At 40.9% G+C, this 12,399-nt stretch carries 14 protein-coding genes; 11 read left to right on the forward strand and 3 right to left on the reverse strand.

The annotated features are described in order from the left end of the window. Positions 1 to 60: 60 nt before the first annotated feature. The 10 genes from BQ5338_RS07155 to BQ5338_RS07200 all read left to right on the forward strand — a co-directional run bounded on the left by BQ5338_RS07155 (position 61) and on the right by BQ5338_RS07200 (position 10,118). The gene (locus tag BQ5338_RS07155; protein ID WP_071146150.1) at positions 61 to 294 is read left to right on the forward strand and encodes a hypothetical protein; all 234 of its coding nucleotides are present in this window, start codon (positions 61 to 63) and stop codon (positions 292 to 294) included. 180 nt (positions 295 to 474) lie between these two features. Further along, a complete protein-coding gene (locus tag BQ5338_RS07160) occupies positions 475 to 1,548 on the forward strand; it encodes an ATP-dependent Clp protease proteolytic subunit (protein WP_262483086.1) in 1,074 nt (357 codons plus the stop codon). Between the two features lie 18 nt (positions 1,549 to 1,566). Further along, positions 1,567 to 2,634 carry a hypothetical protein gene (locus BQ5338_RS07165; protein ID WP_071146152.1) on the forward strand — a complete coding sequence of 356 codons (1,068 nt, stop codon included), beginning with the start codon at positions 1,567 to 1,569 and terminating at the stop codon, positions 2,632 to 2,634. A 13-nt stretch (positions 2,635 to 2,647) separates the two neighbouring features. Beyond that, positions 2,648 to 3,262 (forward strand): hypothetical protein, encoded by a 615-nt coding sequence (locus tag BQ5338_RS07170; protein WP_071146153.1) that lies wholly within the window; start codon positions 2,648 to 2,650, stop codon positions 3,260 to 3,262. A gap of 5 nt (positions 3,263 to 3,267) precedes the next feature. Continuing rightward, the gene (locus BQ5338_RS07175; protein WP_139265208.1) at positions 3,268 to 3,840 is read left to right on the forward strand and encodes a hypothetical protein; all 573 of its coding nucleotides are present in this window, start codon (positions 3,268 to 3,270) and stop codon (positions 3,838 to 3,840) included. A gap of 7 nt (positions 3,841 to 3,847) precedes the next feature. Further along, entirely contained in the window at positions 3,848 to 5,020 is a 1,173-nt protein-coding gene (locus tag BQ5338_RS07180) for a hypothetical protein (RefSeq protein WP_071146155.1), read from the forward strand. Further along, positions 4,995 to 5,504 (forward strand): DUF6712 family protein, encoded by a 510-nt coding sequence (locus tag BQ5338_RS07185; protein ID WP_071146156.1) that lies wholly within the window; start codon positions 4,995 to 4,997, stop codon positions 5,502 to 5,504. The genes BQ5338_RS07180 and BQ5338_RS07185 overlap by 26 nt, the downstream gene beginning before the upstream one ends. Then, complete coding sequence (locus BQ5338_RS07190; protein ID WP_071146157.1) at positions 5,504 to 9,496, forward strand: hypothetical protein; 3,993 nt, start codon at positions 5,504 to 5,506, stop codon at positions 9,494 to 9,496. The genes BQ5338_RS07185 and BQ5338_RS07190 overlap by 1 nt, the downstream gene beginning before the upstream one ends. Before the next feature lie 11 nt (positions 9,497 to 9,507). Beyond that, positions 9,508 to 9,783, forward strand: coding sequence for a hypothetical protein (locus BQ5338_RS07195; protein WP_071146158.1), 276 nt, complete (start codon positions 9,508 to 9,510; stop codon positions 9,781 to 9,783). Positions 9,784 to 9,788: 5 nt separating this feature from the next. Then, the gene (locus tag BQ5338_RS07200) at positions 9,789 to 10,118 is read left to right on the forward strand and encodes a hypothetical protein (protein ID WP_071146159.1); all 330 of its coding nucleotides are present in this window, start codon (positions 9,789 to 9,791) and stop codon (positions 10,116 to 10,118) included. Positions 10,119 to 10,300: 182 nt separating this feature from the next. Here BQ5338_RS07200 and BQ5338_RS07205 read toward each other — a convergent pair whose 3' ends face one another. Then, the gene (locus BQ5338_RS07205) at positions 10,301 to 10,897 is read right to left on the reverse strand and encodes a hypothetical protein (RefSeq protein ID WP_071146160.1); all 597 of its coding nucleotides are present in this window, start codon (positions 10,895 to 10,897) and stop codon (positions 10,301 to 10,303) included. A gap of 130 nt (positions 10,898 to 11,027) precedes the next feature. Here BQ5338_RS07205 and BQ5338_RS07210 point away from each other — a divergent pair, with 130 nt between their 5' ends. Beyond that, positions 11,028 to 11,483 (forward strand): hypothetical protein, encoded by a 456-nt coding sequence (locus tag BQ5338_RS07210; protein WP_071146161.1) that lies wholly within the window; start codon positions 11,028 to 11,030, stop codon positions 11,481 to 11,483. 124 nt (positions 11,484 to 11,607) lie between these two features. On the opposite strand, the gene BQ5338_RS07215 is transcribed toward BQ5338_RS07210, so the two are convergent. Together BQ5338_RS07215 and BQ5338_RS07220 are read right to left on the reverse strand one after the other, a co-directional pair. Then, complete coding sequence (locus BQ5338_RS07215; protein WP_071146162.1) at positions 11,608 to 11,976, reverse strand: trypco2 family protein; 369 nt, start codon at positions 11,974 to 11,976, stop codon at positions 11,608 to 11,610. Between the two features lie 21 nt (positions 11,977 to 11,997). Continuing rightward, the gene (locus BQ5338_RS07220; protein WP_071146163.1) at positions 11,998 to 12,222 is read right to left on the reverse strand and encodes a hypothetical protein; all 225 of its coding nucleotides are present in this window, start codon (positions 12,220 to 12,222) and stop codon (positions 11,998 to 12,000) included. Positions 12,223 to 12,399 lie beyond the last annotated feature (177 nt).

The following is a 12,399-nucleotide window of genomic DNA, read 5'->3' on the forward strand; positions in this document are numbered from 1 at the left end:
GTAAATGATTCGTATATATCGAAAAATTAGTATCTTTGGTTTCAGAAACGAAAATGAATTATGACAGCATACGAAATACTAGCAACTAATATATCAACGCTTCAAAAATTATCAGAGGCCTCTATTGATGTAGCCGATATTAAATATCTGGAGATGTACAGGGATTACACCCGTATGGCTCAGGAAGGGCATAAGATGACATACATAGCTTATTATATTAGTGAAGAATACGGAATAAACAAGGCTACGTTTTACCGGATAATAAAAAAGTTCGGGCAAGTAATTGTAATCTAATCGAGGGGGCTTTAAGCTCCCTCTTTTCTTTATATAAAACTTGGTCGCATGGCGTGCGACCACTATCACTTTGTAAAATTCGTATACGAGTAATGAACTATCTACCTTTGATTCAAAACAAAGGATAATATGGCAGTACTCAAAATCTACAGTGACATCGCCGATGAAGAAAGCAAGAACATGAAACTCCTGTTTACCGGTGTTGATTCCACATGCTTTAAAGATATCGACGAGTTCCTTGCTTCCATTCCGGAAGATGATAAATCAATTGACATCAGAATGAATTGCCGGGGCGGTTCCGTTACCGAGGGCTGGGCCATTTATGATAAACTTCGCGATAGTGGCAAAGAGATCAGTGTCACCGTTGAGGGCTTGTGTGCATCAATGGCCACGGTATTGTTGCTTTCCGCTCCTGCAGAAAGACGGTACGGATTGCCAAACTCCGAGTACCTGATTCATGCCCCGTACATCCCTGAATATACCCTTGCAGATGCTTATCGATCGGAAGATTTGCGAGCTATTGCCGATGAACTGGAGACAGATACGCAGAAACTTCTGGATCTCTATGTAGAGCGAACAGGTGCTGCAGGTGAAGAGCTGGCCTCTATCATGGCGGAGGACAAATGTATAAGCGTGACCGAGGCCAAGCGCTTAGGCTTTATCAGTAAAATTAAAGTGCCGACAACGGCAAAGTATAATCAATTCAAAAAGAGTATGAGTAAAAAAGAAGTGACAGTGAAGCAAGGCTGGTTAGACCGTGTCCTTGCTAAAGCCGGCTATGCCAAAATGGAGGATGTGCCGCAGATTGTAGATATGGAATTGTCCACCGCCGATGGTGAGACCTTGACCATTGAACGCGAGGATGGTGATCCGCAGGTTGGCGATGTGGCCAGTCCCGATGGCGAGTTTGTGATGCCTGACGGAAGTACTATCGTTGTAACAGACGGTGTGATCTCTGAAATCCGCCCCGTAGAGGAAGAAGAGACGGATGATGAAAAAGATGCCCGTATTGCCCAACTCGAGCAAGAATTAGTCGAGGCACGTACTCAGGCTAAATCGGCTAACGATCTGAAAATCCTGAATGCCGTTAAGATTGCCGGAGGTGATAAATTCCTAGCTCAGCATTGCAGTAGCTATAAGGTGCAGGGGCGTACGCAGACACGCCACCATGAAGAGTTTGAGGGTAAAGGAGGAGAGACCGCTATCCAAAAGAAACTTCGGGAAGAGAAAGAAAGAAGAAAAGCTAAAAACTAAAGAACAAGGAGGAATTTTATGCCTGTATTAGATTTTTCAAAATTGACTCCCGACAACCAAGCCGTTAAGGACTTGAAAGAATTGATTGAGCTGAGCGTATTCCAGAGTGAGAATATGGAGCAGTTCATGACTTTCATGCCTAATATTACTACGGGTAAAAAGCTTGGCTTTGTCGGTGAGATGGAAGACGTCGGAATTGCCGGCGCCGGATGTGATCCCAACTATCAGAAGGTGTCTATCGCTGCAGCTCAAAAAGAATGGGAGCTGGGAGATTGGCAAATACCGTTGGAACTTTGTTATACGGAACTCGAAAACACCATTGCGCAGTATTGCTTAAAGACGGGTACTGAGATTTCAGATCTGACCTCTACGGAGTACATGGATGGTATCGTGTTGCCTAAGCTGAATGATGCCATGATGAAAATGCTTTGGCGTTTCACATGGTTTGGTGATAAATCAGCCCTGAGTGTTACCGATGGCGGTGTTGTGTCCGATGGCATCAACATTGAACTATTCAAAACCTGTGACGGCTTCTTTAAGAATCTATTTGCTATCTGTGCCGCTAATGGCGGGCAACACACTTCTATTGCTGCAAACGGTGAAGCGACTTATACCCTGCAACGCTCAAAGTTGAAAGAACTCGGCGCTGCTACATCCATCTTTGATTCAATGCTCGAGGATGCCGATAGTCGAATTTTTGATAAGCAGGATAATGCGGTGTTTGCTACTAAGTCTCTTTGTGATTCTCTTTCTAAGGACATCAAAGAGAAGTACAAAACGATCATGCCCTGGACAACCATCTTTGATGGTCTGGAAGTAGGCGAGTATGACGGCGTGAAAGTTATCAAGGTGTCGATCTGGGACAGGTTCATTCAGAAATACCAGAAGAGTGGTACCAAGGTGAATATTCCTCATCGTGCCGTGTTCTGTTCTCCCTCAAACTTATTCTATGGATGCGAAGGAAAGAACCCTATGTCTGACTTGGATATCTGGTTTGAGCGCAAAGCTCGTAAGAATTACATCTATTCAAACGGTAAGCTTGGGGCTTTGGTGGGAGAAGATAACCTGATTCAATTTGCTTATTGATAAAGACTACGAGATGGGAAAATGTGATTCATTAATTAAAGCAGGGATTGTCGCAGATTGCGACAGCCCTGTTACTAAAGGCTTAGAGGGAAACGGTGCGATCATCAACCGTAAGGATCTTGATTTCAGCGCGACCGTGTTTGATGCTGCCCGTAAGAACATCATTAAGACACTAGTCTTGAAAACCGGTAAACAGGCATACGAGGTTTATTGTCCGGGAGGCACGCCTTTCACCGGTGCGAAGACTTCTCTTGAGAAGAAAACGTATCGAAACGCTTTCACCAATGATGTCCCTTTGGTGATTCTGGACAATGGCCCTGCTGTTTGTGAGGATATTATTGAGGGATTGGCAAACGGACAGTTCGTTGTCATTCTGAGGAATAAATACCGTGCTGCCGATGGCAGTGCCGAGTATCAGGTTTACGGCTATTATCAGGGACTATCTGCCGAGACATTGGAATCAGACAAGTATTCTGAGGATACCGACGGTGGTTGGTCATGCGCCCTGAAAGAAACAGGCTCTCCTAAAGCGGGATTGTACCTTTTCAATACGGATGCCGAAACAACTGAAACAATGTTTAATACTCTTCTTTCCGGTACTAATACCGAAGGAGGAACGGGGGATTAAGGCGTATGATGACGTACAGTAAAGCATTAGAGACAGTTGAAGGGCTGAAAATGACTATTAGCAATGAATTTTCAGCCTCTGACAAAGAAGACATTGTGACTCTATATCGCGAGGTACTCAGAAAAGAGTTTGTAAAGTCCACTTGCAATGATTGTTATCGAGATGCGCTAATAGAAGTTTATACCTATTTAAAACGTGAAGGAAAAATGAAAGAAAAGAGTGATTACACCCTGAAAAACGGAGTTGTTATTCAGGTTTTTGGCACTAACAAAGTGTACACCAATGAGAATATAACGAATGAAACAGCCGAAGCGTATTTGAAAGAGTACCCGAAGGCTATCAATCAGTTTGCTCATTATCCCGATGATTGGGAGACACGTGTCTCGGGTAAAGCCCCCGAGGAAGTAACGCTTAACGAGGAGCTTGTGACGGAGCTGGCCGGTAAACTGGTCGAAGGAGCAACAAAGAAATCCCTAAAAGAGGATTACAAAGCTTATGAGATAGACGGTAAAGCTCTTACGGCTCGTGCCTTGGATGCTTATTTGAAAGCCGCTGATGAGTTGAACCAAGCAAAATAGTGATTCTATGAATGTAAAGACTGCAAAGAAGCCCGAACCCCGTATTGATATTAGTTACTTGTCTAAACTAAAGATGAGTTCATTCGGCAATGATAACCTTTACCCACAAAATCTGTCTGCCATTACAGCTTCTTCGGGTACCGGTACTCTTTGCCTGAACAGGTACGCTAAGTTCATCGAAGGTAATGGCTTCAAAGATGTGGTCTTTTCTGAGACTGTTTTAAACCGTGCAGGGGAGACGGCCGACACCATACATCATCTACTATCGCAGGATGTTGCAGGGTTCAGCGGTTTCGCTCTGCATGTTAACTACAACCTCTTCGGAGAGATTGTTGAACTACAACATGTCCCTTTTGAGAATTGCAGACTTGAGGAAGAAGATGAGAACGGATATGTGGCCCGTATTCTCGTGCACCCTGACTGGCGTGGTAGAAAAACCCGTAACGGTAAGGTCATCAAGGTGGATGATAATAGTGTTGACAGGATCGATGTTTTCAATCCGAACAAGGATGTGGTATTAGCTCAAATAGAGAAGGCGGGAGGTATTGAATACTATAGCGGCCAGATTTTGTGGGTTAGCATGGCCGGAAAGAATACCTACCCGCTCGCTCTCTATGATTCGGTCATCACGGAAATGAGTACCGATGAGGGTTTGTCCAATATCAAGAATCGTAATGCCCGTAACAATTTCCTTGTTGCCTGTATGCTCGTTGTCAAAAAGGGAAGCCCCCGAATAGATAATGACGGGAACGAGGTAGAGGTTAGCTTTATTGAAGCCGATGACTTGAAGAAATTTCAGGGAGATACGAAGAGCAACAATATTATGTTGATAGAGCTTGAGCAGGATGAAGAGGAACCAAAGTTGGTTAAGTTTCCCGTAGCCAATTATGACAAGGATTTCACCGTGACGGAAACAAGTACGGTTGAGCGTATTTATGCCGCTTTCGGGCAGGAGCTATTCTATGCCATACGCATCGGTAAGCTAGGTTTTTCTGGTCAGGTGATGTGTGATGCTTACGAGTATTATGCTGGTCAGGTGACCAATGAACAACGGTTCATAGAACGTGCCTTTGATCGAATATTCAAATGCTGGCATGAGCCAATTAACCAAAGCAAAGACTTTAGTATTCAGCCGATAAAATACATAAATAGTGATGGAGCATCTAATAAAGCCCAGTGAGGTACTCACCCTTTCACGTCCAACCTCTGCGCATGTTGAAGAGGATGATATCAACATCTTTATTGATGAATCCGAGCAGATGGATATCATCCCGGCCATTGGTGCGCAGTTGTATCTCGATCTCTTAGCGAATTCTGATGATAAGAAATACACCCTGCTTTTGGATGGCGGGTATTATGAAGGATTAAAAGGGGAAAAGAAAATATTCAAGGGCCTTAAAACCTCTCTGGCTTATTTCGTTTATGCCCGATTGGTTAAGAATGACGGCAAGATACTTGGCCAGAGCGGATTTCTTTCTCATAATGATGAATATGCCTCTAAGGTTGAGGATAAACAAAAATATGTGAGTTACAACGATACCATGAATGTAGCTAAAAAGTATCTGGCCGATGTGTTGGAGTATTTGAAATCGACAGACGCTTCCTTTGATAAGAAAGCGAGAGTGAAAAACAATGGTACTAGAATTCTTGCAATAGGTGATTGATGAGTGATACAATTGACATATTAAAGAAGCTTGCCTTACAGGTACGTAATGCTGTCGATCCGGCTGAAAATACAGCGGAAAGGGTAGGGCGTGTTCTTGTTGGCCTATTGGAGAATCTGAACTCTGTTGATTTAGAAGAATTGGCAAAAACTTTCCTTCGCAAAGATCAACCCGATACGGCAGCCGAACTAATAACATTCATAGAAGGTCTGGTTTCCAAAAAGGTTATCACTGCAGAAGATGGCCTTTTGCTAGGAAAATACGTAACTGGAATTTCAGGAGGCAAGATAGATTCCAACGGTGATGCCGAAGTACGCAATCTCATAGCACGTATCAAGGCAACGGTTGCGGTATTGGAAGTTACCGGAAATGCCAAAGCCAAGACGGTAACTGTCACGGATAAAGTCACCACTCTGAATTTGCTCGTTCAAAAGCTTACAGAGACATACGATCTGAACGTATCCAATGTAACGACTTTGTTTCAAACGATAGTGAAAGATTATGTGAGCTCCGAATCTTTTGTTCCCGGCATAACGGGCGAAGGGATGAAGTTATACAAGTCACTTTCTGGTGATTGGAATTTGGAAGTGGATAACGTTACTATCCGCAAGGCCATGACCGTTTTTGAGCTGATCATTTCAAAAGTCAGGGCGGTTAATGGCGGCTTGGTTGTCTCCCCTGCAAACGGGCGTATCAAGTCAGTGGCAGAAACGACAGGCTCACCAACATACTACGCCTTAGGGATTGAAGGAGATATGGCCTTTGTCGCTGATGATTTGGTACGCTGTCAAGTGTTTAGCAGCACAGGGGCAAAATATTACTGGGTGCCGATTGATTCGGTGAGCGGTAAAACAATCCTGATCCTTAAATCAAAGTTCCCGGACGGAGTTGCTCCGGCTGTTGGCGATGACCTCGTTCAGATGGGTAACAAAACGAACACGGCCCGACAAGGTATATTGTATCTCACCGCATCCGAAGACGGTAAACCCCGCTTCTCCGTATTGGATGGTATTAATTCTACTGATCTGACAGGTAAATCCAAAGTAATACTAGGTTGCTTGGATGGTATTACCGATTCTGATTTCCCCTCTGATGCACAGCCTCACGGTTACGGTCTTTGGGCGGGTAATGTATTCTTGAAAGGGTTATTTATCCTTCGCAATGGCAAGTCTATTGAGGATGAACTAAACGATCAGATAACAGCAGTTCAAACAGCCTTTGAGGTTCGGGAAGGACAGATTAGCATCAAGGTTACGCAAGCAACAACGGCCGCACAAACGGCAACGAGCAAAGCGGGAGAGGCGGCCACTTCTGCCGGAACAGCAAGTACTAAAGCGGGTGAAGCGGCAGGCTCGGCAACAACAGCCGGGCAAAAAGCAACTGATGCAACCAAAGCTGCTTTCGACGCAGCAACTACTTTGCAAGCTGTAACTCAGAAGGAGACAAGCATAAACCAGACGGCCGATGCAATTGAACTTAAAGCCACTCGTGCAGAAAGTGCTGCTGGACGTGCAGAGTCCGCCGAAGCTTCAATCAATATAAAAGCTGACGGAATAATTTTGCAGGCAAGCAATAAAGCGGCGCAAACGGCTGTGGATGGGGTGCAAATTGGTGGACGAAACTTATTTAGAAATTCAAAAGCAGTAGTTAATAATGCAGTGCCATATATCATAAGTAATGGAGCAGCATTGACTGTTGATACAACAAATACATACTTAGGAGAATCAACTTTAAAGGTTGAAGGAGCTTCTGGCTTTTGTTGGACTTATAATCCAATATTAGAACCTAATATTGAATATACATTAAGCATGATGGTGAAAGGTAACAATGCATTAGCTGGTAACCTCGAGACTCCACTGCATATTCAAATACCAGTAGGCACTCATACTTATGAAAATATATATGGGGGTGATCCTAATATATCTACTAGTTGGAAAACCATAACTAAGATATTCAAAAATACATCTACAGTTAATCAATCATTGCGTGTATATCTATATAGTATAGGTAGTGTTATTGTTAATGTGGCATGGGTTAAGCTTGAGAAAGGTAACAAAGCTACCGATTGGACGCCCGCCCCTGAAGATGTGGATGCGAACATTTCCAAAGTACAAACGCAAGTCACCAGTGCCGTATCCCGTCTAACAATCGCCGAGACAAGTATAAGTACACTCGTATCTCAGACAACCACAATTGGTAATACGGTTAGTTCCCATTCAACGAGTATCAGTCAACTGAATAATCAGATTGCATTAAAAGCCGACTCAACGACAGTTACGGGCATTAATACCAGATTAACATCTGCCGAAGCGAAGATCACTTCCGATGCTATCAATTTGACGGTTAAAAGTCAGATTAAAACGGCTGTTAATGATGTGCAGGTTGGTGGAAGAAATTTATTGCTAAATAGCGCTATAGAAAGATCTGGTTCCAGAGAATATGTTTCAATAGAAATCACAGATATAGCAATTGCTAATTTGGGTAAGCAAGTTATCTTCTCTTTTGATCTTTGCGCTGAAGGGCTTGAGGGTAATATTAACTTTTATAGCTTAGGGGGATACGCAATAAATATAAATAATAATTTCTCTGCAAGTAAAGAATGGAAAAGATTTTATTCTACTGTAGGATCATTTAGTTATCACCCCTCTGACCCTAATGGAGATCGATGTATGTTGTCTTGGTATGGCACTTATGGAACAGGAGTTAAACCTCATATTCGCAACGTTAAAGTCGAATTAGGCAACAAAGCAACCGACTGGACACCCGCTCCCGAAGATGTTACGGCCGATGCACAAGTAAAGGCAACAGCGGCTTTAGCTACCGCAAAGGACTATGCAAATACAAACTTTACAACAAAATCTACTTATAATGCAGGAATAGAAGTTTTAAGTAATCAGATCAGCAGTAAAGTTTCACAAACCGATTTCAACGGAAGTACAATAGCTTCATTAATAAATCAGAGTGCAGGCGCTATAAAAATTCAGGCGGTTAATATAGATCTTGCCGGGAAAGTGACGTTCAGCTCATTAGATAGTAGTACGCAGAGTACAATTAATGGTAAGGCGACTACGGGGTATGTAGACAGTGCAAAGTCTTCTGCAATCAGTACAGCCGCTTCGGATGCAACCACAAAGGCTAATACGGCTCTGACAAATGCGAAAGCGTACAGTGATACGCTTAAGAACTCGTTAGGCGGCTTGGCTTATTTGAGTGCTGTTTCATTGGCCAAGCTTGACAGTACAATCGTTGAGGGCGGTTATATCAAAACATCTCTGATTGATGCCAATGCGATAATAACCACGTCGCTTTTAGCCACTAAGATAGCTGCTACGGATATAACAACAGGCAGATTGACCGTTACGGATGGAGCTAAGATAGGCCCCTTTATTGTAAGTTCGGGAAGAGCTAGTTTAACAGCTACATCCGGCTCAGATTCAATGCTACTAAGTTCGAATCTGATTCGCTTTATTGGTAGCAATTCGAATGTTTTCATTGGTGGCGATACATTCCCCAGCACAATGGGCGGAGCACTATTATGTCCGCAACGCACTGTAGTAACACGAAGCATTACTGGTTTTGGTTATGGAAATGTAGGTCATTATTTAAGTGTGGAAGGTGCTTCGTCTTATGATGATACGAATGCTCAATATACGGGCAATCATGCATTGTATATTGAAAAGGGGGATATATGCGGCTTTAGGCTTCGCATACGTACCGTCTCATCATCTCAGACATTATCGGTAATGGATAGCATTATTATATCCGTATCAGATAGTGAAATATCTCTAACTCTTCCGGCATCTCCTGAAAAAGGTCAAATGTATTTTATAAGAAAAAACGGAGGCGGCAGAATATGGGTAAATGGCAGTTATATAGTCAATGATGGAGACTGGTATCGTGAAAGGTCTACAAGCGTACAACTAAATAGGGGCTGTTTTGCAATATTCATGTATAATGGCACTTATTGGACATACAATACTTTTAATGGTTAATACTAAATAGAATGACAAAGATTGATTTTAGAAAGATTGAAGTAAAGAATATTGAGGGAAAGAAAAGTACCGTCGATATAAGTAAAGAATTAGGTAATCAAATCTACCAAAAGACATCCGATTTGGGAGAGTTGGAATTAGCTCGAACTATTTATAAAGATGGTGAAATAGAAGTCGATGCGGGGCATGCAGCTATCCTTAACAGATACATCCGTGAGGGCTTTCTTGCTTTCGTGCAGGAATCGGTTTGCCCGATACTAGATGAAATTATTAATCCTAAAAAATAAAGATCATGTTTACAGAAGAATCAAGAACAACAACCGTGGTAGGTTCAGCCGAAAGCGGAGATTACAAGTACAAGGTTGATTATAACCTCAATGGGAATAACCTCGTGAATTTGCATTGTAACGTGTACAAGAAAGTCAGCGAAGAAGTAACGACCTCTACAGACAAACAGACAGTGGAAAGAGAAGAGTATGCAGGTCTCATGTTTCAGGAGAATGGCAACAAGCAGTTCTCTTTCCCGCAGGATACGGATATGACACCTCATATCACTGTGTTTGAAAGTGTACTTACAGAAGTGAAAGCGGGATTGACAAGTGAAAATGTGACTGCTGAGTAGAAGCGGTGGTAATTTGTTGCAAATGTGTGCCGCCCTGGTCTTTAATTTGGCCGGGGCGGTTTTTTACCAATTTTAGCACAAAATTATATGCTTAAAAATACAATTATTAGGGGAAAACTACATCTAAAACGGATTAAAGTAGATAGTCCATAGACAGAGTAATTGCTTTATTGGAGTGATAATTAATAATCTAATTCTGATTGCGATCCTGAATATCGATCATCAACTACGTCATTTATTAAATGATTATCTTGATGTATGCTAAGCTTCTCTAGTGGTTTTAAAACTAATGACTCTACTATATTTTTAATATCTTCTTTAGGATATCCTATTGATTCAAGTATTTCGATCTTATCACTGATAACTGATAGTCTGAGCTTTTCTAATTCAAGATCATTGCGTATTTCTTCTTGTCGCATTCGATATTGTCTATCCTTTTTCCGTTCATGATGGTCCTTAAGAAATTCTCTAATTTGTTGTATTGGGTTAAGACTTCCAATAAACTCCCAAAGGCCAGGAGATTGTATGCGTATTTTGCTTAATATAAGTTTGTCTTCTTCTTTAATATTATAGTCGAATATTTCCAATGGTAAACTTCTGTTGTTGCCATAGGATGATAATATACTATCTATCTCTCTCTCAAAACATAAAATTCCGTTATATGCCTTCTCTATATCATTTAGAAATGATATAATTTCTTCTACCGATCCTAACCTGTTGGCCTTTATCGTTAAAATATTTTTGTCATCAGAATGATTTGTGAAGTTTGTAGTTTTCATCGTTTTTATTTATAAAATTTCTGAATTACATTACATTGGCAAAAATATACATTGTTTTGATATGTTATTCTTTTATTTTAAAAAAAAACATTTATTTTTGTTGGTTGTAAAATTCTAAATATAATCAATTATGAATGAATCGGATATTTTTGTAGGCTGCCTATATTCTTGTGGGCAATTTTATGTGAAGGTCAGTGCAAAGAGAATAGGTGCTGTTATAGGTTTAATTTCGAGTAATGTAACTGTAAACTTAAGTGATGAATATATAACATGGAGTGATTCTAATGAAATTCCATTTAATGTATTATCTCCAATACCGGTGGGACAGTTAACTTTTCTTTGGAATCAAAGAAGTGATGGAGCAATCTTCTTGGGCAATGAGTTAGAAGCTCCTGAACCATCTGTGACGAGTTATGATCTAGGACATAATATTTTTATTTCGGAGAGAGCAGGGCATTGGGTAATAGAGGGACGAGAAACGCCATTTCGATATATCCACGAGCTTCAAAAGATATATTTTGAAATCACTCATAATGAATTGCCTACTTTTATTTTTACTCCTTATATCTCTGATTTGAATTTGTAAAGTATAGACTGGAATTTATGTTTTTGTTTCACAATGAATCTAAGATGCTGTTTGGTATATACTTGATAGTATTGTTGTTAAATCAAAATAATGAATAAGGCAGCCGAATAAGCTGCCTTATTCATTATTTTGATTTTATAATTCTAGGGTATACTCTGACGATTTTAGGCCTTCTGCCACCAGCGGTGTTGCTTTTTGCCTTTTCTTTCAATTCGTTATTCACAACTAGATTCAGAGTAACTTTATGCGTCTCTTGCATATTGTATTCTTTCTCTGCACCTGCTGTAATTATTTTAAAGTCCAATCCTCCTTTTTTACTAGAAGATTCTGTAGCAACGAAGTTAACTTCAATCGTTAAATCGTTTACGACAAATAAAGGTTCTTTTCCTTCACTTTCTCTAATCTCTTGAGATCGTATAAGTTCATCATGTACTTTTCTTATCAATTCAGCGATAAATAGTTTATCAGCTAGATTATTTTCTTTCTCTTCCATGACAATAGCATTAAGTGGTTATCAATAACAAATTTTACAGGCTCTTCGTCCCATCTCTTTAGCATCCGCAAGGCTTATAGCTTTAATTTCTCCGCTACAGCGATTCAATCCTCTGCACTTATTGCTTAAATGATAAACGGTAGCTTTAGGTCCGGTACAAATATAGACGGAAGATGCTTCTTCTACTCCTGTAGTCATACTGAGTAATGGTAAGCAGAAGACCATTAATAATAATAGTTTTTTCATAGAGATTTGATTTATAGGATTATATCAGCAAAAATATACATTGTTTTGAAATTTTGTTCTTTTTTGATCCCGTTTTTTCAGATGACTCATTGTTTATTTCTTACTCGCATGTCTTGCGACCGCTTTCCATCTTCTTAACTCCTCTCTTCTTCTCTGATATAGGTAAGTTTGTCTATC

Origin of the sequence: Bacteroides ihuae (assembly GCF_900104585.1) — a bacterium.
Lineage (GTDB): Bacteria > Bacteroidota > Bacteroidia > Bacteroidales > Bacteroidaceae > Bacteroides > Bacteroides ihuae.